Genomic DNA, 24,577 nt, shown 5'->3' with positions numbered 1-24,577 from the left:
AAGGTCAATACCTTTAAGCCCAACACCAAGCTCGAGAAAGTAGAAAGTGTGGAGCAGCCTATTCAGTCTTCTTTGAATCTAACATGAAAGGCTATGCTCAAAAAACTATAAGCGTCCAAGTAATTTTTTAAATAAGATAACTCCTTTAGAATATCTCTTAAGCTATTAACTTAACATCACCATAGGATTTAAAACATTCCCCAAAAAATGTTAAAGCTATTTTAGTAAAATACTCAAAACTTGACCCTAAGCAACTTTGAGTTCATGCTCCTGGTACTCTTGCTTTACCTTCCTACATAATCGCTTTTGGAGAAAATATATTACTGGATGAAGAACTCACTATATCACCACACTTTAAACCTTTTACCGCTGCTTTGACTCCTTCTGAGACTTTTTTAGATAGACTAATTGTTTCAAAAGATTGACAAAGTTTTCCAGACCTTTCAAAATATCCCTGTTTAATAGCATCGTAGACCCAATATCCACCAAGCGAGCAATTCTCACCTAATTCTTCTTTACAATTTTTGAACTTTTCCAGTATTTCCTTTTTGTTACTAACTTCTACTATTATTTTATCTTGCTTGTCAGGGTACAAATTAACTTCTAATTCTCCTAAACTAGTAGAGAAAGTTAACACTATATTACTATTGTCTGCAAGATTAGTGTAATGCCTTATGCCATTTTCCGTTATAATTTCTACCTCACTTTTACCGATCTTTACTATATCTCTTCCGTATTCTATTTTTCCTTGAGTTAACCCTAAGCTCCTTGCCCCATCTGTTATCTTTGCGACATCTATTATGCTATCCTCTGAATACTCTAAGTAGAAAGTAGAGTTGTCCATTTTTGCATCTTTTAACTTACCATTAGTTGCACCTCTAACAACTTCCATAAACTTGAGAGTAAGATTTGCACAACTTCCATGAGCTTTTATCATATTAGTTTCATGATCTTCAAATTCTAATTCCAGTGTATTGAGCACATACATACTATCTACAACATACCACACCGCTCCTTTTGATACTAATTTACATATTATATCACTAGCAACCTTGGAGTTCTTTTCTAATTCACTAATCTCTTTTATTCTTTTCATCACACAATCCATAAAGTTATACTTATCTTCATACATCTTTCCATATAGCTTTCCTTGATGAGGAAAATTAAACCTTATTCCAGACTTTATAGCTTCGTTTACAACTTGTTCTAATTGATTCATGTTTTGCGCTTTACCTACTTCATCTAAAAACACTTCTAACTTTGCCTGCTGGTCTAGTATTAAATTATCCCATAGAGTCCTAGATTTAAGCAGATGCTTTTCACTATCTAACCCTTTGAAATCTTTTATTCCTGCTGCCAGCAACAATCTTTCTGCTTCTTTACAACAAGTTTCATCACTATGAAAAACATCTCTGATATATTGAAAGATTCGTAACTTCCCTTTATTGTTATGAAGGCTTAAAACTCTCTTTAAGTCTTGAGTACCCTTGCGTTCATTCAAAAACTTTTCTAATACAGTAAGACCTTTACTTAGAGAAGGAGGGTTATCTTTGTCAACACCACCAAGAATACAGTCTAATTCTTGCTGCAACCTTTTGTGATCCTCAGTTAAAAGATAACCTTCAGCATAGTAGTTACAATTATCAATTGCTATGTCTAGTGGGGTCTTTCCTTGTTTATCACATATATCAGATCTAGCTCCACTATCCAGAAGTGAAGAGATGAGATCATTGTAATCAGTGCTTGCAATACAATGTAAGGGTGTTTTTCCTTCATTATCCTGCTCATTAAGATTAGTTCCTTTTTCCATAAGAGAAGCTATACTATTAGGTCCAGTAGCATAATGCAAGGGTGTCTTTCCTCTATCATCCTTTACATTAGGGTTAGCTCCTGCCTTCAAAAGTAAAGCTACAGAATCGTCATATTCTTTTTCTACCCCAGCTATACTTGATATTATGTGTAATACTGTTAATTTAGATTCTCCTCTTCTAAGATTAAGGACTTTTTCTAGATCTTGATTATCTCCATTGTCTTGTAAAAAATTTCTAAGTCTCACAATATAACCATGTTCATTATAATCACCTTCATCACTAAAAGACAGGTATGCTTGGAGGATACTGAATAATTCTTTATTTAATTCTCTTTGACTTGGTGTTAGACCAGATATGCCAGCAAGCCGTATATGCATTAAGCTATTGAATATATCTCCTCCAACAATATCAACTAAAGAATGATCATCACGACATAGCAATGAGTATTTAAGTGATTCATATTCATCATCCCTTTGCTCTTTTCGAAACTGTTTTAAATTATCACTTTTGGTTAGTTTTTCTAAGTACTTTAGGATTCTATTTTTATTTCCCAATAAAAAATCTACTCCCTTTTCCATTAAAGCACATACTGCTTCTTTATGACCATTTTCGGCAGCAAGAAATAATGGCGTCAACCCCTTTTTATCTATTATATTAATTTCTGCACCTTTTTCTAATAGAGCATCCATTGTCTTTATATGACCATTTTTAGCAGCCATATGCAATGGAGTACGCTTCATTCTATCCACTTCATTAACCTTTGCATCTGCGTTTATTAAGATTTTTACTACCTCTGCGTGACCTTCTTCGGCAGCTAAGTGTAACGGAGTCACCCTGTCTAGATCTACTGCATTGACCTTTGCATCTGCGTTTATTAAGATTTTTACTACCTCTGCATGACCTCCTTCGGCAGCTAAGTGTAACGGAGTCATCCTATCTAGATCTACTGCATTGACCTTTGCACCTATTTCCAATAGAGTCTTCACTGCCTTTATATAACCATTTCCAGCAGCGATATGCAATAGAGTACATCTCTCTGCGCAATTGTTTATCCAATAATTCACATTAAAATTAAAATTTTTCCACTCTTTATACGTGGTTGGATCTATTGCTTTTAACTTCTCTTTTATTTTTTCAATTATGTTATCCCTATTTAAATCATTGTCAGAATTTATTGCACTTAATATTTCTAACCACTTATAATGTATCATATTTCTACCCTATGCTATTGAATTGTTTATATTTAGCTCTTACCACTACACCTAGCAGCACTTGTCTCACAACCACATTTTTTTAGCTCTTCCATATTTAATTTGTCACTAAACACAATTAGCTATACAAAAACCCATCTACTGTCAAGATGTATCAGTGGATGTTGCCTACTTACGTTGGACTCGCTTAGCCTATTACTAGGCTTTAATGCTACATCTTATTAGTGATACCTCCAGTCCGACCTAATTTTGAAATGGATGTTATAAGTAACTCAATATTATCTTCTTGCACTTTATCCAGTTTAGTTCTTTTAGCAGCCTGTGAAGGAACATTATTGTTTGCATCAGAAGCAACACGCTTTTTATTAAGAAACTCAACTACACCTGGATGACTATACTCATCAACGATATCTGAAGGAGTTTTTTTGTTAACATCCACTGCATCAACGTCAGCTCCATTTTCTACAAGATATTTAACTATGTCTAAGTAACCACCTTTAGCAGCAGCATGTAAGGGGGTAGTGCCACGATAGTTCTTCATATTCGGATTAGCTCCTTTTTTTATAAGACATTCAACTATATCTAAGTAACCCTCTGAAGCAGCAGCATATAAAGGAGTATCACCATCCTTGTCTTGTAGATCAAGAGTAGCTCCGTTTTTTACAAGATGTTTAACTATGTCTAAGTAACCCTTAAAGGCAGCAAAGTACAAAGGAGTAAAGCCGTGATTGTTCTTTGCATTAGGATCAGCATGATTTTTTATAAGATATTCAACTATACTGAAATTATTCTTGCGAACAGCACTGTGTAGGGGAGTATGATCATCCTTGTCTTGTAAATCAATAGCAACATTTTTTTTACCTACAAGATATTCAACTATTCTTAAGCGATCCATGGAAGCAGCTACATGCAGTAAAGTAGTCTTTACATCCATATCGGAAAATATTATGTCAAAATCTTGTTCTTTTAGCTGATTTTCTATTCTATCAATAACATTACTCTCATCTACACCATCTTGTATTATTGCTCTTAATATCTCTTGCAACTCACTTAAATTCATAATTTTACCTTAGCTTAAAACCGCTTTAATCATTATATGCCTGATACAAAAGTCAAGAATTTTATATGTCTTCCTGAAAATTACGAGCGATTGTTTTAGTTGCTCTGCTTGATCGGTAGAAGGAGCATATTTGTGCAATTCAATAGAAACATGCCTTTCTTCAGCATCACAAAATTTTTAATTATTGACTTTCCCCAAAAACGCAAAAAAGTAAGTATATTTGTGAGAATAATTTAAATAAAAGCGGCGTTATAAAAATAAAAACGTAAAATTGTTGCAATAAAGTTAGGTGTATTAGTTTATATCTAAATATGGCAAAAGTAGGCTAATATAGCTGGTTTTACGGTATAGTAAAATTATTATAAAGAAAAGTTCAAACGGTTTAAGCGGTAGACCAACGCATCCCAAAGAAAAATGTTCTCACCGCCCTTGGTTTTGAACGCTGGAGATAGTTATATTGTTTAAGTTACTAGCAATATGTGTTGCTAAATTAATATTAATTTGCTTGCAGAAGAATAATTAAGACAAGCTTATGATAAAACAGAATTTAAAAGTAATAAAAGGCTATGTATTGAGCCTGTTAAGAGGCTTTTATCGAAAGTTATTTTGGGTTAGAAAATTTTTCTAAAATAGTAATTGACAAAGTTTTAAAGGTAGAGCAACATGCCTAAAATATATTAAATCTTGTTAGGGGTAAGTATGGATTACGAAAATGTACAAAGAGTATTACTAACTTCCATCAAAGAGGATGATCCTCATAAAGGGTTTAAAGGGTTAGAGATTAAGAGGTATTGTATTGCATATCAGACATTGCTGCGTAGATGGGATGGAACAATAATACCACCTTTTCTTAAGAAAATTTTAGAAAATGAAACTTGTTGGGAAGTAGAAGGTGCTTCAGGTCAAGTTAAACTCAATAGATATACTGTTGGGAAAAAGTTGTTAACATTAAAAGCTGAAGATGGGCAAAAAATTCTCCTCAGTCGCTTTGATCGCTATAGGATTGCTTGTTGGTGTTGCTTTGAAGAAGAGATAAAAGCTATTTTCGAAGAATTTAAATCAGAACAAAGTGATGAATCATGGAAGAATTTAGTGAGAAAGCTTGATGATGGAGCTTTAATGATCTACTGGTCACATGCTATGAATAACCAGGAACATCAGTTAAAGCTAAATAATGAGCATCCATGCGTTTATGCTTTTAGATGTGCAATGATAGAAAAGCACGTAGAAGCCTTGGAGTTCTTTTGGAATAAGTTACAATCAATTGATTCCGTATCCTTGGAAAGGAAAGAAGATTTATTAATGGAAGCAGCATATAATAAAGGACATTTTTCTGCTGATAATGTTGGCATGGTTGACTTTTGTCTACGTCACCTTCATGAAGACAAATACCCTGAATTATTGAAAAGAGATTTTAGAAAAAATAGTTATTACTATACCTTAAATACATTAAAAGGAAATTATTTTTTTGAAAATGCCAAAAAGCTGTTTGAGCGTTTGAATCCAGAATATTTATCCCGTGATAAGTATTCTACGTTAATGTTTGCAGCGTTAGACTCAATTGTTTCCATGCCAGATGATAGTTTTATTAAGTCTGGTAGTAATATGCTTACCTCTATGTGGAATCGTCCTGGCTTTGAAGTTCATAGACAACACTATTTAAATAAGTTAAGCGAACAACTCTCATCAACCAGAGATTTGGTTGTTTTTCTCATTAAGGAAAACAAAGCTGTTGAAATATTGTCTGAAATCGTTAACTCTCTTAATCAAGAGCAAATGCAATCTATTATGGAACTCAATAAGTCAGAATATGAGGTATTCACTAGAGTCAGAAACAAGCAATTGGATGGTAGAGGTGATAGTCAGTTACCAAGTTCATTATTAGATGTAGAAACTATACAGCAGGAGGTGACTGATGTTGTAAGCAAAGTGTAGTGTTTCTGTTTTAGGAAATTCAGTTACTTAGACTTAAACGAAAGTGTGCAAAGAGTTTAGGTAAGAGTAAAAGTTGTAAAAGGTTGAAATCAGGGGGCAGTTATGGTTAATAACAATCAACAACAAGAAAAACCACAAGACTTTGAATTGATAGAGCTGCTTTTTCAGAAAGTACCCTACACGAGCTCCAATGCAGCAGATCAATTAGATAAATCTTTTGAAGCAAGATTTCAGTCATTGATTGATCAAATACAATCTTATTTGCATTCTAGTGAAAAGGCTGGTTTTTTTCCTCATAGATTTTTAGGTTGGTTTTCTAGTGTATTAGATACTAAGCTTAATGATAAGCTAGGCATAAAGAAGTTGCACTTTCGTTTTGAGGGATCAAGAACTTTAAAGGTTGTAGCAGAAACAAAAGATAAAATACATGTTTTTATTTTCACTGAGGATATAGAAGCTCAACATGCTGAATCTCAACAAGCACGTACTAAGCATTTTGAATTTACTACAGGTGAATTTAAGAGTGTAATTGGTAGAGATTATGCTGAATTAGACTCACGTAAGCTTCAAATTGATGTAATAAAAATTTTGAAAGATAAGTATGAGTTAGTAAAAAGCAAGCCTAAATCAGACAAGGATGTTAAGTCAAAGAAATTACATTTATACCTTAAGAAGAATGAGGTATTAGAGTGTAAAGCTAAGGACATACGTGGAAATACTCAAACAATACAAATTAATCGTGATGAATTAGAAGGTAATAATGCGTTTAAAGATAAATTTTTTGATGAAATCAAGCAGTTTCTAGATAAGTCAGGCAAAGATCTTAGTGATGATGTTAGGAAGGAGTTATCAAGAATCACGTCAGCAAAGGGATATACCTTAAAGAGTGATGGAGAAGATGAAAAAATAAACATTAAGGTAGAAAGCAAAAAGAAGATCGTAAATCAGCCCATCGAGCCTACAGTAAAGTTTCAGAAAGTGACAAAAAAGTTAGGTAAGTCTGTCTATCTAGAAAGTTATATTGAAAAGCTTGCTAGTCCAGATGAAAAGCAAGTTCAGGAAAATCTCAAAGCCATTCTAAATCATATTAAAGAAGTTCATACTAATTTAGACTTACAAGATAGTGTTTACGGCCATGAGGCTCGTGAAGCTGATCAACATGGTTTTGTAGCAGGAATATTTGATAACTTTCGATATCGTGATAATACCAAGATCTACCTGGAGCAATTTGCTGGTAGAGGTTATGCTGATATTGTTTTACTTGTTCGTGGACCTAACCGTGCTGTTGATTCAGTACCAATTCTTATTGAACTTAAAGCTGGAACTGAAGGGCCAGTTACTACAAGTGATGCACTGAAGCAAGCTGAAGACTATGTTAAAGGTTTTAGACCAAATAAGATGCGGATTTTAACCAATGCAGGTGATGCCATTGCTGTTGGGTTAAATTTAGATTTCAAAGAACCATTTAAAACTGAAGTAGAACCTATTAAACAACCATCATCTTTGATGGAAGATTTTATAGAATTAGCTAGCAAATGGAATGATCAACAAGTTTCTGAGGAAATTTTTAAGCAGCAGGCAACAGATTTGTTATCGAGTGAATACTATACTTTCACGGCAAATAAGGAGACAAGGGACATTTACTATTTTAGCAGATATACTGTAGGTCAATCAATCTTAGTTGATAAATTTGATGGAACTGATGTAGAAAAGTATGTCTTTTCTTATGGTGAGTATCCTTTAGAATCTAAGACAAGAGGCGGAGCACAGTCAAAAGAAAGGCCTGTAACTACCTTAGTATTTATCAAAGGTGATAAGAAACAAGATAAAACAGCATTTGTTTTTCATATAATTGAACAAGAAACAGAAATACAAAATCTTAACCCAAAAAAAATTCCAGTTATGGATATACCTGAAGTTGGAAAAATAGAAAATGTTAATGTTATAGAAGTTACGATGGGTTTGAAAAAGTATAAAGAAAACTCACCTTTCAAAGACCTTTTTGAGATAAAACAAATAAGTAAATATAACCCAAGTGGTAACGACCAGCAATTTACAGGCAATTTTCTCAAGATACCTAATTCTGATGAATTAAAGGCAAAATTTGATCAAGCAATTACTTCTCAGCATGCTACTTCCTCTGATAGTAAAGATTTATTACTAGATTATAAAAAGCTACTTACTGATATAGCAGATACAATTTATCCTATTAAAGGTTTGATAACTGATGAAGCCAAATTGCAAGCTGTGCTTAATGGCTTGCTTAGTAGTTACAGTGATTTGAAGCTAAAAGAGACTTCTGCGAAACAAGAGGATTCTGCAAAAATTGTAATTATACCTGAATTTCAAGTAGGAGCAGGTGGTCGTGTTGATATGGTAATTCAAGGTGTTGGTCCTTCGTCTCAAGGTGCTAAAGAATACACTCCTATAGCGCTGGAATTTAAGCTTATAGATAAAAACTTAGATGAAGAAGGAATGAAAAAAGAGGTTGATAAATTAACAAAGGAACAAAATATTAGATATGCTAAAGGGGCTGCGCTGAAAACAATAACAGATAGTGATAAAATGCTTTTCATGGGTGTGGTTGTGAATGTGAAGGCTAAAGACAAAAATTCTTTAATATTAACGAGTGATGAGTTTGTTCCTGCTATAGTAGTTCATAGTTCTATTGACATAGCTAAGAGAAAACATTTAGAGGAAATACAAGAGGTAACGCAGAGGCTCAAAAATATTGGTATACAAGAAGAGAATTTACGTACATTAGAATCTGCAACAGCAGAAAAAGATTATCGTTATTGGCTTCAACAACATGATATAGCTGATATTGCAAGAATAAAATATGGTTATGGAACTGATGGAGCTGACACATTATTTGAAATAGTGGGATCACCGGAACACATAGTTAATCAGGTGCAACAGTTTCAAGATAGCGTAGCAACAAGAGGTGAAAGAAGGCCATTAACTTTAATTGTTAATTTAAATAATAACCATTGGGTTACGTTAGTCATCTCCCATCAAAATGGGCAGTATAATGGATACTATGTAGACTCGTTGGGTAATAATGTTCCAGATAATATTCGTCAAGTTTTACAACAGGCTCAAATTACCGTTAATGATGTTTCTGTTACTCAACAAAGAGATGGTTATAATTGCGGCTTATGGGCGTTAGAAAACGCTAGAGATATTAATACTGTGTTGCAAGGAAGTAGATTAAGTAATATTCCTGATGAAATACGTAACCATTTGCGAATTCAAAGAAGAGAAAATCATTTTATACGTATGAGAGAAGGTATTTCAAACACATTAAGTATAGATCCACAACGTATAGCTAACTTAGAGGCTGTACTTGCTGGGACACAACAACCAAAATTCGACCTAAATAGTTGCGTAGGAGGAGGTGGAAGTAGAAGAAGTATTAATCCTTGTTTATTTTCAAAGGGTGATGTAGAAAAGTTTAGTAAAGGCAAAGTGGATGAAAATAATGCAGACAAAATTATAATTGATAGCGAAAAATTTCTAACTTATGTTAAAAGTAGTCAAGATGAAGCGAAAAATGCTCAGTTAATAGAGTTTGTTGGGGACAAAAGTATTGAAGGGGATCATAAGTACTTACTTGACAAGGTAACTGAAGATCAAGGATATGAACGTTATATTCAGAATGAACGTGTTAAGAATTTGCATGGAGATATCTCACAGCAAGCTAGCAGTGCAACAAAAGGCTCAAAATTAAAAGGCAGGTTAATGAATGCTGCTGGTGGGATACAATTAATAAGAGGGATCCATGGTGCTATCGTATCTTGCAAGGAAGGGACAGCCACAGATTGTGGATTAAATCTAGGCGGAATAGGATGGTCTTTTGCATCTCAACCGATTGAAAATGTAATGGTTAAAATTACTCCAAAAGTTGTAGCATCAGCTGAAAAGGTTGTGGGAAAAATTATACCAGGTACTTTAGGTAAACAGACAAAATTTGCTATTCGAGTTGTGGGAGTAAAATTTGGAAGTACAATAGCAAGAGGTACAGCAGGAGCTATAACTGGCGTCTTTGATATTGTTGATATAGGCATGTCAGCAAACAATCTTGTTGATTGTAAAAAAAGAGAGAATAGTGATAATCCATGTGGAGAGAAAGAAATAAGAGATAATATAGCAACTATATCTTTTTCCACTATATCGTTTATGTCTGGTGTTGCTCTTACAGCACTTGGTATGCCTGGAATCGGCATTGCAGTTGGAGTTGCATTGATGGTAGCTTCCGGAGTTTATAGTGGTGTTAGCAATATCGTGGAGTACGAGAAAAAGTATGATACAACCCATGATGAAAATTGGCGTATTTTTTGGCATACATTTGCTTTTCAACCTGTACCACAAGATGTACAACATCTTGCAGCAAGAAAGGAAATGGTTAATAGTCTAGCTAAAGGAGTTTGGAAAGCTTTAAATAATGACCCTAGTAATGTTGTTGCTTATGGTATTGGTCTTGGAAAAATAAACGGTAATACTCTTCGTCCAGATTATGCAACGATTATGATGAATAGGAAAAATGCCAATACACAAGATCTTTCGCGTGTTATACCTGATTATATTGAAGGTGCTAGCATGATTTGTTTGCCACACAGTACTAGTCAAGATTACGAAAAGGGTATTAAAAGCTCAGTTCCATCGGCTAAGTACTATTGTGATAATGCAATGGTTATTAGCCATGATAAGAGAGTAAATATGATGCAAAAGGACAAAACAATTATTTATGATTTAAGCAATGTGGACAGAGGTATCGTCGTTGGAAGTAACGAGTGGAACAATAATTTTCTAATTGGCTCAGGTACAGCAAACATAACTGGTGGTAGTAATAAGGTAGTAAATAGGTTTGTTGTAAATAACGTTGACTTCTCAGGTAAAATTATTGGTGAAAGTAACTCTGTTAATATACTTGATTTGAGCCAATTGAAAGATACAGTTATAGGAGTGAATGTTAACTATCGTTTTAAGCCTAGTGCCTCTGGGTCATTAAAGGCAAGAGTAAATGGTCGTTGGCTAATCAATGATCAAATTGATAATAATGGCATCTTTAATTACTACTATGTTGGAAGAAAGAACAAGGTGGATGAGATTTTGTGCATGGGTTACTCTGAACACTTTACAGGAATCGATGATCGTGAGGTTATCATAGATAGTGGTGGTGGCTCTAACAACAATGAGAAAGATATAGTTGAAAATTGCAAAAAAGTAATTATTTTGCCGTATACTACAGTCAAGGGTGGAAAGAGCAACTATACTTTTTACGTAAAAGCTGCAGACTACAAAGGTAAGGGTTTGCATTCAGAAATTGATGTAGATGGAACAGGAACTGTAATTTTTCCGGAAATTAATTTATTAGGTGATTGTGATCAAATAACTTACTTTAAAAACAGTAATACTTTATCTTTAAAAATAAATTTTGGTCAAAACAATCAATTTACTCTTGATGTAAAAAATTATGTTGAGCAAAGCAGTAATAAACCTCGCTTTGCACTAATAGATAAAAATGGTAGTAATATTGTTCCTAAGATTGAAAGATCAGACTCATCAACTATAAAAATTACTTCATTTGAATTACATTCAGAACATTCCCTAGATAATTTTGACAATGTTGAAAGTCATTACAAGAAAATTCTAAACAATAACAAGGATTACAAAGTCTTTAGTGTTATCAGAGATAGAGTACAGAATCAGGGTAATAGTGCAGTTCTACATATGGTTTTTGGTTCTTTAGAAGAAGATGTAATTAACTTTGATCAAGGCACCATGTTTGCTAGAGGCGGAGAAGGAAGTGATGTATACATTATTGGTAATGATATAAATAGTAGAGAAGTTAAAATTGATAATAACTCAAGTGATAAAAAACTAGATACACTATTTATGTCGGCAGTTGAGAAAGATTTTTCAATTCAGCAATGTGATCTGTATTTAAAATACAATAATAGTAACATTCGAGTGAAAAACTACTTTCAAGATCCTAATTATAGGCATCTTATAATTATGAACAAAAAAGGAGAAACTTTTATCCCCAATATACAATCAATGTCTTGTTCTCCCTCTTCTTCGGGAAAGGGTAAATTAGCTCCTTTTTTACAGGCTACACAAACTCAGAATATGTTTTTGTTACCTAAGGATTTTCAAGGTGATCATGTAGTAATAGATTCTCGTCTTGAAGATATTGAGAAATATAAAGATAGAGAAGATCTTTTATTAATAAGAGAAAGTGGAAATCCTTTTATCATTAGAATAGAAGGTTTTTATACTGATCGAAGTAAATGGGAGAATATTTCCTATTCTCTCTGGAATAACAATGATCTTTTTCCATCTCCTGAGTTATTAGGAAATGTTGATAATGTAATGGAGCATAAGAATAAACTTAGAGATGATTATGAAAGAATTGTAAAAGAATATGTTGAAGATTTTAGTGACTCTACTAGTGTTATTCAGCACAATCAAAAGTTGGAAAAAAATGTTTCTACTTTCGTAGGAGAAGACAAAGAACGCATAGGAGTAATGATGTTAAAGAATATTACTCCGGATCAGGTTGAAGTTTCTAGTAGTGGTACAGATCTGATATTTCGTGATAAGAAGTCTAATCATACGATCAATATAAAAGATTGGGATAATAACGAATCTTATAGGATTTCTACATTGGAATTTGATCCAGGCTTAGAACCAATAACACTCCGTAAATTAGGTAGATTTAGCTTATCTGAGGTAGGAAAAATACAGTATTTAATTGGTAAAGCTTCAGAAAATTATCAGAATAGGGATAAATATACTCTGAAAGTAGAAAACGACTTTAAATGTTTAATGTCAGTTGACGATTTTGAAAGAGGAAATAGAGATCCAGTACATCAGTGTCTTGGTTTTCCTTCACTGCAAAACCAGGTTAGCTTTACAGAAAATTCCTGTAGTTTAGAGCAAATTGAGGAACTCAAAAATATAACGTCAAATAGTAATCAGATTTTAACATTGCTTGAAAAGTTAGAAAACAACCTTTTGCTGAATGGTTATGATTCAAACATAATAGATCAGTGCAATAAGTGGATGATAACTTCAGGATTGGGGGTATTAAAACCATTGGTAAGCACGGCAATTTATGAAGGTAAATGGAATGAAGTTAAAACTCTTCTTGATAAAACTGCTAAAAAAAGTAAGGATGATGTTGAACATAAAAGTCAGTGTTCGGAAAAATGGACGCCTTTGCATTATGCTGTTTACAACGGTAATGTGAAATTAAGCGAAAGTATATTTAAATCATTTTTAGAGAAGAAAGGTGACATTAATGCCTTAACTAGTTGCAACGATGATAATTGGGCACTTTTACACTATGCTGTTCATTACGGCAATCTTGATATGGTTAGCTTTCTTGTAGATAAGGGTGCTAACGTTGAAATTAGAAGTAAGAAAGGTAAGGCACCTCTGCATTTGGCTGTTGAAGAATCCAAGCAAAACATAATTAATCTTCTTCTTGATAGAGGTGCTGATATCGAGGCTAAAAACAACGATGGTAAAACACCTCTGTACTTAGCCGCTTACAATAATGACTCAGATATAATCAAGCTTCTTTGTAACAGGATCAAGACTAAAAGTAATGATGCATTTAAAATGATAAAACAGGTTGAATTTTTAAAGAAGGAAGTTGTTAACCAAGCAAATATTCCATCTAATCCAAAAAGATCGGTAGAGTCTTGTATAAGTAGTTTAAGAGATTCAATAAAAAGTGCAGCAAAAAAGGTGTTAAAGGATGGTATGCTGCATAGTCGTAATGCTTCGACTATTGAACTTATAGATAAGGTTTATAATTTCGATGAAAGGTTGTTTAATGAAGCAATTAAGGAAGCTGTGAATGACACATACGCAGGTGTAGGTATAAAAGGAATATTAAAGTTTATAAGCAGTCACCATTATATTGGCCAGTTTATTCCAGGATATATAGCTGTATTTGATAAAATACCAAAGAATGATGGTGCAATGTTTAAATTAGCTTACTTTATTAGAGAGACCATGAAAATACCTAGGGTCAGTTCAGAAGAGAAATCTTATCTTGAAAAGCTAAAAAACAAATTACCAGAATCAGTGAGGAATGCAGTATTTTCTTCAGCGATATGTATTAAAAATGTTGAGTATGGAAGGTACTTATATTCACCTAATAATAATTGTATGTACCACTTAAACGATTGTGACAGCGACAGGCGGTATGTGTTTACCTGGCCTTCAAATGGAAGAAATGGTCAATTTAAGTGGAAGGTTGAGTTTAATGGCGATAATGTATATTTAAAGAATGTTGAGTATGGAAGGTACTTGTATTCACCTAATGATGATTGTACGTACCACTTAAACGATTGTGACAGCGACAGGCGGTATGTGTTCACTTGGCCTTCAAATAGAAATAATGATCAATTTAAGTGGAAAGTTGAGCTTGATGGGGGTAATGTGTATCTAAAAAATGTTAAGTATGGAAGGTACTTGTACTCACCTAATAATGATTGTATGTACCACTTAAACAATTGTGACAGGGATAGGCGGTATGTGTTTACCTGGCCTTCAAATGGAAAAGGTGGTCAATTTAAGTGGAAAATTGAAAATTGTGGATCTACTCGCAATAGACGTAGTATACAAGAATCAAATGGTTATAATCAAACTGTAGTAAACTATCAGTCAATATTGACTGAAGAAAATAGTCAGCAAATAGCAAGTAGAATATCTGCTATAGTTGAAGATGTTGAAAGGCACACCTTTTTAAATCAGTCAAAAAATAAGTTAGATTTAGATAGTTATTTAAATAATAGAGAGAGAAGCGATGCTGCGGGTTCTATGAGGAGAGACGTGTGTAGTGAACTCAATGCAAGTGGGAGAAGAAATATTGTTCTAAGCAGAAACGATGTATGTGCAATTACTTCAGGTTATGAAACACTTGATATTGAAAACTTCCCTATTCAAGAAGTAGTGATTAATGATGATGTCAATGGAAAGAAAAGTGTAAAAAGAACATTAGATTTGCATCAGTTAGTGAAACAAGTAAATAGGGATTTGAGTATAAAACCGATACCAACAGTTATTAAAGACAAAAGTGATTTATTAATTAAGTTATCTATATCGGCTACTGGCTTGCAGCAAGATGTAATAACAGTCAGGATGAAAGGTGCACTTATAAATAAGTGGTATAAAAAATTACAAATTATTTTTGATAATACCCCTGTGGAAATAGATGATAATTTAGATTTAAAGTCTTCATTCTTTATTTCTGATGAAAAAATTATTGTAGTAACACCTCAAGACATAGAAGAAAAGAATAAATTAGTAATATCTAAAAAAGCAGGGCAGTATACCTATCTTCATGATAAGTACGACTTGATAGTTACCAATGCCTTTAATGCTGATGTAGAAGCAAGCGAGTTATGTATTATACGGTTTAAGGATTTCTATAAAGAATCTAAAATGAAAACATTAACTATAAAATTTACTGACAAAGAGATATTATTAAGTAACGAAATAGATAAAATAAATAATTCAGACAGTATTGATAAATTAAATAATGTGAGTTCTATTGTTAATTCACAAGAGAGTTCTATACATTCAGAGGTTCCAAACAGTGGAAACATAAATGCTCAAGGTAAACTTGACAGAACACTGTTGCATCTTGCTTCCGAGGCGGGTGAATTTGATAAGGTGAAACTTCTTCTTGATAGAGGTGCTAATATTGAAGTTCAAGATAAATTTGGGTACACACCAATATTTCTTGCTACTCAGTCAGGTAAATGGAGTATAGTAAAACTACTCCTTGATAGAGGAGCTAATATTGATGCTCAAGATGAGAAAGGTCAAACACTTTTACACTTTGCTGCGTCAGGGAATAATTTAGATATGGTTCAATTCCTTCTTGACAGAAGCGCTAATATTGAAATTCAAGACAAGCTTGCTTGGACACCAATACTTTATGCTGCTCAGTCAGGTAAATGGAATGTGGTAAAACTTCTTATTAGTAACGGTGCAAAATTTAATAATGAGATAACGTATCAGGGAACGCCTTTACATTTTGCTGCTCAAGGGGGTAATTTGGATATAGCTCAATTTCTTCTTGATGAAGGTGCTGTCATCGAATCTCAAGACAAAGATAATAAAAAGCCTTTGCATCTTGCTGTTGATGCGAACAGGTTGAGTGTAGTCAAACTCCTTCTTGATAGAGGTGCTAGTGTCAACGTTACGGACATGAATAGCCAAACGCCTTTAGGTTTAGCTACTAAAGGAAATATGATAGAAATTTTGAAGAAGGCGGAGTTGGATCAAGGGTTATTAATTAATGCAAGGGGTGGTAATCTTGATAAAGTAAAAGATCTTATCGCTCAAGGTGCCAATTTAGAGACTAACGATAATACTGCTTTACATAATGCTTGTAGTAATGGTCACTTGAAGGTAGTAGAATATCTCATCGACAAGGGAGCTAGTTTAAAGGCTAAAAATAAAGATGGTAAAATACCTTTAGAGTTGGCTGAGCAAAAGGGTTACACAGATATAGTAGAAATTTTAAAACAAACACAATTAAATCTGGATAGAGAGTTATTGATTGCTGTAGAAAAAGAAGATCTTGGCAAAGTTAAAGACAATATCAGACGAGGTGCTAATGTTAATGCTCAAAGTAGGCTGGGTTGGGCCTCTGTGTTCTGGGCAATTCAAAAGAATAATTTAAATATAGTTAAACTTCTCGTAAATAACGGTGCTGATATTAATGCCAAAGATAATGAAAGTTGGATGCCTCTTCATTGGGCTGTTCAATTGGGTTCATTAGATGTAGTTAAGTATTTTGTTGAGAGAGGTGCTAATATTAATGCTTTAACTGCTGACGGTAGAACATCTTTAGAATTAGCCGTTCAAAAGAATTGCGTAGATACAATAGAATTTTTGAAAAAAGCACAGTTGGATTTAGACAAAGGATTATTGACTGCAGTGCAAGATGGAGATCTCAATAAAGTTGAAGGCCTTGCAAATCGAGGTGCTAGCTTGGATACTAAAGATAATAATGATTGGACACTCTTACACTTTGCTGCTTCTAGCAACAAGTTCGACATAGTTAAGTTTCTTCTTGATAAGAACGCTAATATCAAAGCTAAAGATGTGTATGGCAATACACCTTTACATGTGGCTGCTCAGTATGATAGTAAGCTTGAAATAGTCGAATTTCTTTTAGATAAAAATGCTAGTGGCATTAATGATGTAAATAATAATGGTTCAACACCTTTGCATGTAGCTACACAAGGAAATAAACCAAGTACAGTCAAGCTTCTTCTTAATAGGGGTGCTCGTATTGAAGTTAAAGACAGCCGTAATAGGACACCTTTAGATTTAGCTAAGCAAGAAGGTTACACAAACATAGTACAAATGATAGAACAAAGACAATCAGATTTAGATGAAGAATTGTTGACTGCAGTACGAGATGGTAATCTCAATGAAGTTGAGGATCTTGTTAGTCAGAATGCTAATGTTAATACTACAGATATATACAGTTGGACACCACTACATTGGGCTACATTTAAAGATCATTTAGAAATTGCAAGGTTTTTGATAAAAAAAGGCGCTGATATTAATGCTGCAGATAAAGGCCCTTATGGTAAAAAGCCTATACATGTTGCTGCTGAGAATAATAGTAAAGATATCATAGAGTTTTTTCTTAGCAAGGGAGTAGGTATTAATGATACTGACAAGCAAGGTTACACACCACTGCACTATGCTGCATGGAGAGGGCGTTTAGAGGTTGCAAAATTCTTGATAGAAGAATATGCTAATTCAATATTTAAATACAATAATGGTAGCACTCTTCCATGTAATGCTCCTTTAAAGAATCATTTACATGTAATGAAATGCTCTATAGGTAATAGAAATATTTTAGAAATTAGAGATAATAGTGGCAGAGTTCCCCTGCACTGTGCTGCTTCCAACGGTAAGTTAGATATGGTAAAGTATTTTATAGATGAAGAGAAAGTTGATGTTAATATAAAAGATAATGGTTACTGGACACCACTACATTGGGCTTCTTGGGGTGGTCATCTAGATGTAGCAAAGTATCTTGTAGATAAAAGGGCTAATATTAATGCCAAAGATAAGGGCAGTAAAATACCGTTAAATGTTGCTATCGATCAAAAACATAATGATGTTGTAAAATATCTAGAACAAGCACAATTAGATTTGAATAAAGAATTGTTAATCGCAGCAAAAGGTGGTGATCTTAATAAAGTTATAGATCTGATAAGCAAGGGAGCTAATGTTAATGTTAAAGATAACAATGATGATACCCCTCTACACCTTGCTGTTGGTTATTTAGATGTAGTAAAATACCTTATAAGTAAGGGAGCCAACATTAATGCTAAGTGCAAGGCTGGTAAAACAACGCTAGATATTGCTAGAGATAGAGGACATAATAATGTTATCAATTATTTAGAGAAAGAGCTTAATCAAGAAAGAGGAAGCCCTGCACAACGCAAACTCCTTCATCTTGCCGTGGATTTAAGTGATCAACCTGAGATAGCAGCAAGTAGTGGCATAAGACCATCTTCATGGATGGGTAGTTGTATTTCTTGGGCAAAAAACTTAGCAGCTAGCACTTTTTCTATAATTCCTGGATTACCTACTCAATACAACATTGCAGATAAGAATAATGTAAAAAGTGATAATAAAAACATACCAAAAAGTACATCATCTGTTGGTTGGAATAATTTCCTAAATAATGAAAATATTGCTCTTGCGAATTGTGTTGCCGATGCGTTAGATAATACTCCAAGTAGACGCTATCAAAATTTAATAAGTAAAGGAATAGAAGTTATACCAAGTAGAAAAGTTGCAGTTGAGTTTGCTCTTAGGAAATTTGATTCATTTGTAGAAGGTAAAATAAGAAACCTAGACTCAAAAGAACAAGCTAGAATACGTGTTGAACTTAAAGGTGCGTATCCAGAAATAATAGCAAGCTTGGAAAGAGGAGTTGAATTTAGTGGTAATGTTGGGTTAGATGATGTTTTAGAAAAGTGCAAGAAGTGCTTTTGTACAAATGTCCCTACCAAAAAGGATAAAGTATCAACTTGTCTTTCTGAGATAGGAATAACCAAGCTCGGAGGTAATCTCAATAGGTAGGTTATAATATAAGAGGTGGAGCTATAATATGCCAAGTAGTAGAAAATTTACGGTAGAATTTTAAGTAAAGGCTGTAGAATTAGCCAAAAAATTAGGGAGACCAGCAGCAAGTTTGAGGGTCCTAAATGGATGAAGCATAAATTAGAGGTACAAGACTGGGATTAGGAAATAAGTGGTAATGTACTCTCCATATTAAACTTACAGTATTTATTTTTGATATGGAAGGCTGAATAGGAGGGTTTCGTTATGATAGTAATCTATGTAATTCTATGTGTAATCTTTATAGCTATTTTAGACAGTTCATTAGACTCTTAATTAGGGGATATGTCTAACTTAGAAAAGGTTTTCATAAATGTTAAAGTGAATAAGTAGGAGTATTATGTTTTTTCTTTGAGTTGTGAAATTTCAGAATGAGAGAGACCGGTAATTTGAGCTATAACATCAATAGAGACACCGGCCTTGAGTGAGTTTTTTGCAACTTCGATTTTTTCTTCTTGCCTACCTTCTTGTCTACCTTTTTCTTGACCAACTTTAAGACCCTCATCAAATTTTTGAGCAAAAGCAGCAATCTCATCCATTATGCGTTTTTTCATTTGTTCATATGCTAGTAACTCTTCTTCTGACCAATTAAACTTATTCATCTCTTCATAAGCTCGTTTTATTATTACGTCACTACCAACTATCTTATCTAGATCCTCTTCCCTTGTTTCTGCTGCATATCGGAAAAAATAACACCATTTTTCTACTATATTTTCTAGTTGGTCTTCTTTTGTCTTTGTAAATTTAGGTAGTTCTATGAATACGAAGTAAAAATCCTTTAAGTCATGTTCAAAGCTATTTTGATCTAAAATGACATGATTAGATTTGTACTCAGTCTTATCTGGAAAAATAATACAATCAGCAACAGCTATGAAGATAATTTCCTTGAGATTATGATAATTATCACCTTGATCAGCTTGACTTGAGTAGGCTTTAGCAGCATAATATTGAGCACGCTTTTCGAAGCCTTTGGTCTTGGTGAACTGCATTTCTATAATATATCTTGAACCTTGAGAGTCTTTACAAAGAACATCGACAATACTTTGCTTTTTAGCGGCAATTTCAGGATCCAAAATGGTAGCTAAGAATTCAACATCGTGAATAGCAGCTAAGCCAGTGAAGCCTAAAATATCGTTCAAGAAATGAATGAGGATATCTTTATTCTTCTCGGTGCCAAATATTCTTTTGAAGGCATAATCATTGCGTGCATCAAGAAATTTAGAAAAAGCCATGATAAATTAACCTAAAAAGCATTAATAATTATACACAATTGTGAAGAAATATTCAACTAAAATTGAAACGTAGAAGTTTTTGTATATCTTTATTTGGTAGTATTAACCTGTATAATATTTATGGCAAATACCTTGATAAAGTATCAGATAGCACAAAAAGTAAGGAGCTGGAGGTTAAAGCGAGGTTATACTCAAAAAGATTTAGCGGGAAAAATTGGCGTAACGTATCAAATAGTACTACAATATGAAAAAGGAACACGTAAAATTTCGATTGAAAAGTTGTATGCTATAGCAGAGATATTGTCGATTGGTATTGTAGACCTAATTCCTGTATCAAATGAAAAAATCTGTTTTGAAGATGAGGAACTAAATCTAGTAAGAAAATATAAAACGATTAATGATCAGGAATTACGTAGAATGTTTTGTTTACTAACCAAATTTGTTCAAGTTAGTGAGAAAAATAGTAAAAAAACGGAGAGAATAAAAATTGCAAAAGGTCTGGTTAAAGGAGGAGTTTCTGTTGATATTGTTGCAAAAACAATTGGTCTCTCTGCTGATGAATGTGTTGAAGAAAAAGGAGGTTCTATTTACTGCCAAATAGGAAAGAAGATAAAAGAATGGAGACTAGTGAGAGAGTATACTCAAAAGGATTTGGCTGAGAAAATGGATACAACACGTGACGAAATAAGCAACTATGAACAAGGACGTGTGGCTATTCCACTGGAAAAATTGTATGCAATAGCGGAAACATTATCGATTAATATTACAGATCTACTAATAGAAGAAGATGAAGGTAGTAAAGTGGAAAATGAACTACCTGATTTGATTAAAGAATACAAAGAAATTGAGAGCCAAGAACTACGTAATGTACTAATAAAATCTATGTTTAAAAGCATACAAATTTGTGAGGAGAAAATTAGAGAAGAAGAAAGAATCAAAATTGTAAAAGACTTAGTGAAAGGAGGAATTTCTATTGATATTATTTTGCAAGCGGTAGGCATCTCTTTAGACGAAATTCAACAATAAAAAATCATCATATATTAATATCTTAACCTATCCATGAAAAAATAAGTAAAAAAGATTGAAAAATTGATTTGACTTCACTCGGAAGCTATGGCTCTATGCCAATGCTGATAAAAAACAGCAGTAAATATCTAAAAAAAGTTTGTTGTTAGTGAAGGGTAAATTATATGAATAAAAGTAAAGAAGAAATCGAATTCAGAATATTAGAAAGCAAAGGCAAAGCACTACTTGATCGTGAAATAATGGAAACATTTCTAAGTGCAGTACATGAAAGGCCACAGGCTCAAGAAATTGCTAAAAATCTGGTGAATACTTATACGGGAGTAGGAAAGATTTTAGGTAGAGAAATGGATGACCTGAAAGTTATAGAAGGAGTAACTGATTCTGCAGTAGCAATGATTATGTGTGTTAAGGAAACACTAGAAAGAGTACTGAGAGAAAAGCTCAAGAGTGAGCCAATAATGGACTTACAAGGGCTAGTAGAGTATTTGAACGTAAGTATAGGCCACTCAGAAAGGGAATGTGTAAAAATACTGTATTTGAATAAAAGGCGCCAACTAATCGGAGAAGAATCCTATATTGGTGAAATGGAAAAAGCACCGGTATACATAAAGGAGATTATAAAAAAAGCATTAATAAAAAATGCAACATTAATAATAATGTCACATAACCATCCTGGAGGAAGCTTAGAGCCGTCAGAAGAAGATCAAGCAGTAACGAAGAGCTTAGCAGCAGCATGTAGTACTGCAAGCGTAAAATTGTTTGACCATATTATCATCACAAGTGGAGGCTATTTCAGCTTTCGAGAGAACGGATTGTTATAGTAGAAAGTATTTGCAAATCTACTCATTATAATTTATACTGAGTAATAGAATGTATAAACTAAGATTTATATACTTAAAAAGTATTTTTAATATGGGGGTTATATGACTAGTAAAGACAAGTTATTGAAGAAAATATTTGGTGCTCTTGAAGGCGTTGATATAAAGCAGTCTAAGTTTGTGAGCAAAATTAATAATCAGAAGGAGATAAAACCGGAAGATACAATGCCTTTCCCTAGCAGAAACGTTCACGAAAACAAAATCAACTATGGAAAAGGACTTGACTACATATATGGCACAAAACCTTTGAGTAATCAAGCAGATTATCCAGAAGGGTTGAATCCATTTGCTTCAGCTTTGCAAAAAATAAAGCCAAGTGCAGAAAAGTTGAGCTGGCTTCAAAGTGCTGTGGTAAGAGCAAAAAGTCTAAATGAACTGCACAAGGCTGTAGACGAAGCGCTAGCTGCTGGAGCAAGGCTAAATGCATGTAATGATGGGGAATGGAGCATTGCAGAGTATGTAGTATTGGGTACACATTTTCATAAATTTGATAAGACTGATCGAAAAAAGATAATGCGTAAATTAATGCTAAACGGTGCAGAGTTTCATGATACTTTATTGGAGAATAAATTGATAGGTGAAATCTATAATGAGCTACAGCCAGAAGTTCAGCCACAGATAGATAAGAGACTAGAAGAACTAGAGAAGGCTAGCGAAAGTGCTGTGCAAGAAGGAGAATTAATAGATGTTGAGATAGATAATACAACATCGTATATAGAATTTTCTGGGAATAGTAAGATAGAAGTAGCCAAAATACTGAGAGAATTAGGAAGTAGTATTTTAAAAATTGGTAATGATGCAGTTGAGGTTAAAAGTGAGAAAGGAGGTGTAAGAAACTATACCGATATGTCAGATGGAAGTTCTGTTGTATTAGAATTTCCTACGAGCATTGGTAAGCTAAATGTTATATTGTACCACGATGTAAAAAAATATGATCAAGTACAAGTCAGAGTAGAAAACAAGGAAATGTGGGCTGAGTTACAAAAAAGAGGCGAAGAAATAGGAAAAAATTGCCTCTTTGGGGGAGTGAAGCTTAAGGAAGTGGTAGAAAGAGGTAATTTCACTAGATGTGGCATATGGAATGAAAAGTATGCTATAAAAGAGATTAGTAATGATGAAGTATTGTCTCCGTGGGTAAATAGGATACGTGAAGGTAGTAAAGAAACTTTTAGAAAACTTTAATGTGTCTACAGTCAACTTTAAGGTTCCAGAGGTTTTTTCTTACCATTATATCTGGAGCCTTAACAAAATTGAGCCATAGTAGAAAATATTATACGCATGGTTGTTTTCGTGGAAAAAAGTCTAGACTGTGAAGTAGGGGAAAAAGTGAAAAATTGGAGGTTAGAGAGAGGTTATACTCAGAAGGATTTAGCTGAAAAAATTGGTGTAAAGTACTGGGTAATACTGCAATATGAGAAAGGGAACCGTAGAATTTCAATCGAAAGGTTGTACGCTATAGCAGAAGCATTGTCAGTAAGTATCACTGATCTCATTCCTGCATCAAAGGAGAAAATCGGCTTTAAGAATGAGGAAGGAGAAATATTAAATCTAGTAAGAGAATATAAAAAGATTAACGATCAGGAGTTACGTAGAATGTTTTGTTTGCTAACCAAATTTGTCCAAGTCAGTGAAAAAAGTAGTAGAAAATCGGAAAAAATAAAAATTGCAAAGGATCTGGTTAAAGCAGGAATTTCTGTTGATGTTGTTGCAAAAACAATCGGTCTCTCTGCTGATGAATGTGTTGAAGAAAAAGTTGGTTCTATCTACTGCCAAATAGGAAAAAAGATAAAAGAATGGAGGCTAGTGAGAGAGTATACTCAAAAGGACTTAGCAGAGAGAATGAGCACAACACGTGACGAAATAAGTAACTATGAACAAGGAAGGACTGCTGTTCCACTTGATAAATTATATGAAATGGCAGAAGCATTATCGATTAATATTACGGATCTACTAATAGAGGAAGGGAGTAAAGTGAAAAATGAGCTACCTGATTTGATTAAAGAATACAAAGAAATTGAGAGCCAAGAACTACGTAATGCATTAAGAGAGTCTCTGTTTGAAGGTATAAGGATTTGTGAAGAAAAAGTGAGAAAAGCGGAAAGGATCAAAGCTGCAAAGGATCTAGTAAAAGGTGGAATTTCTATTGATATTATTTTGCAAGCGGTAGGTTTATCTATTGATATGGTTTTAGATGGATAGCTCGTAAAAAAATTATAGTAATAAAGTTTTTTTCTTAAAAGGA

9 protein-coding genes are annotated in these 24,577 nt (G+C 33.6%); 6 read left to right on the top strand and 3 right to left on the bottom strand.

Annotated features, from left to right (window positions below; all coding sequences use genetic code 11):
• Positions 1 to 292: 292 nt before the first annotated feature.
• Positions 293 to 3,022 carry an ankyrin repeat domain-containing protein gene (locus AAGD59_RS04795; RefSeq protein WP_265027847.1) on the bottom strand — a complete coding sequence of 910 codons (2,730 nt, stop codon included), beginning with the start codon at positions 3,020 to 3,022 and terminating at the stop codon, positions 293 to 295.
• 211 nt (positions 3,023 to 3,233) lie between these two features.
• Positions 3,234 to 4,082 carry an ankyrin repeat domain-containing protein gene (locus AAGD59_RS04790; RefSeq protein ID WP_015589133.1) on the bottom strand — a complete coding sequence of 283 codons (849 nt, stop codon included), beginning with the start codon at positions 4,080 to 4,082 and terminating at the stop codon, positions 3,234 to 3,236.
• Positions 4,083 to 4,781: 699 nt separating this feature from the next.
• Between AAGD59_RS04790 and AAGD59_RS04785 the strand changes: the two genes are divergently transcribed.
• Complete coding sequence (locus AAGD59_RS04785) at positions 4,782 to 6,017, top strand: hypothetical protein (protein ID WP_265027957.1); 1,236 nt, start codon at positions 4,782 to 4,784, stop codon at positions 6,015 to 6,017.
• A 102-nt stretch (positions 6,018 to 6,119) separates the two neighbouring features.
• Positions 6,120 to 19,160, top strand: coding sequence for an ankyrin repeat domain-containing protein (locus tag AAGD59_RS04780; protein ID WP_341812896.1), 13,041 nt, complete (start codon positions 6,120 to 6,122; stop codon positions 19,158 to 19,160).
• 377 nt (positions 19,161 to 19,537) lie between these two features.
• Here the strand turns inward: AAGD59_RS04780 and AAGD59_RS04775 are convergent, their stop codons facing one another.
• Complete coding sequence (locus AAGD59_RS04775) at positions 19,538 to 20,431, bottom strand: Rpn family recombination-promoting nuclease/putative transposase (RefSeq protein ID WP_265028007.1); 894 nt, start codon at positions 20,429 to 20,431, stop codon at positions 19,538 to 19,540.
• A gap of 120 nt (positions 20,432 to 20,551) precedes the next feature.
• Between AAGD59_RS04775 and AAGD59_RS04770 the strand changes: the two genes are divergently transcribed.
• From AAGD59_RS04770 to AAGD59_RS04755, 4 genes are all read left to right on the top strand, one after another.
• Positions 20,552 to 21,457, top strand: a complete 906-nt coding sequence (locus AAGD59_RS04770; protein WP_265028008.1) for a helix-turn-helix domain-containing protein — start codon at positions 20,552 to 20,554, stop codon at positions 21,455 to 21,457.
• Between the two features lie 164 nt (positions 21,458 to 21,621).
• Positions 21,622 to 22,278, top strand: a complete 657-nt coding sequence (locus AAGD59_RS04765; protein ID WP_341812895.1) for a RadC family protein — start codon at positions 21,622 to 21,624, stop codon at positions 22,276 to 22,278.
• A gap of 102 nt (positions 22,279 to 22,380) precedes the next feature.
• Positions 22,381 to 23,517 carry a hypothetical protein gene (locus AAGD59_RS04760; protein ID WP_341812894.1) on the top strand — a complete coding sequence of 379 codons (1,137 nt, stop codon included), beginning with the start codon at positions 22,381 to 22,383 and terminating at the stop codon, positions 23,515 to 23,517.
• A 96-nt stretch (positions 23,518 to 23,613) separates the two neighbouring features.
• Positions 23,614 to 24,534 (top strand): helix-turn-helix domain-containing protein, encoded by a 921-nt coding sequence (locus AAGD59_RS04755; protein WP_341812893.1) that lies wholly within the window; start codon positions 23,614 to 23,616, stop codon positions 24,532 to 24,534.
• Positions 24,535 to 24,577: the final 43 nt, after the last annotated feature.

This window comes from Wolbachia endosymbiont (group A) of Cephus spinipes (assembly GCF_964026895.1).
Lineage (GTDB): Bacteria > Pseudomonadota > Alphaproteobacteria > Rickettsiales > Anaplasmataceae > Wolbachia > Wolbachia pipientis.
Note: the sequence above shows the minus strand (reverse complement) of the source record. Positions and strands in the feature narration are given on the sequence as shown.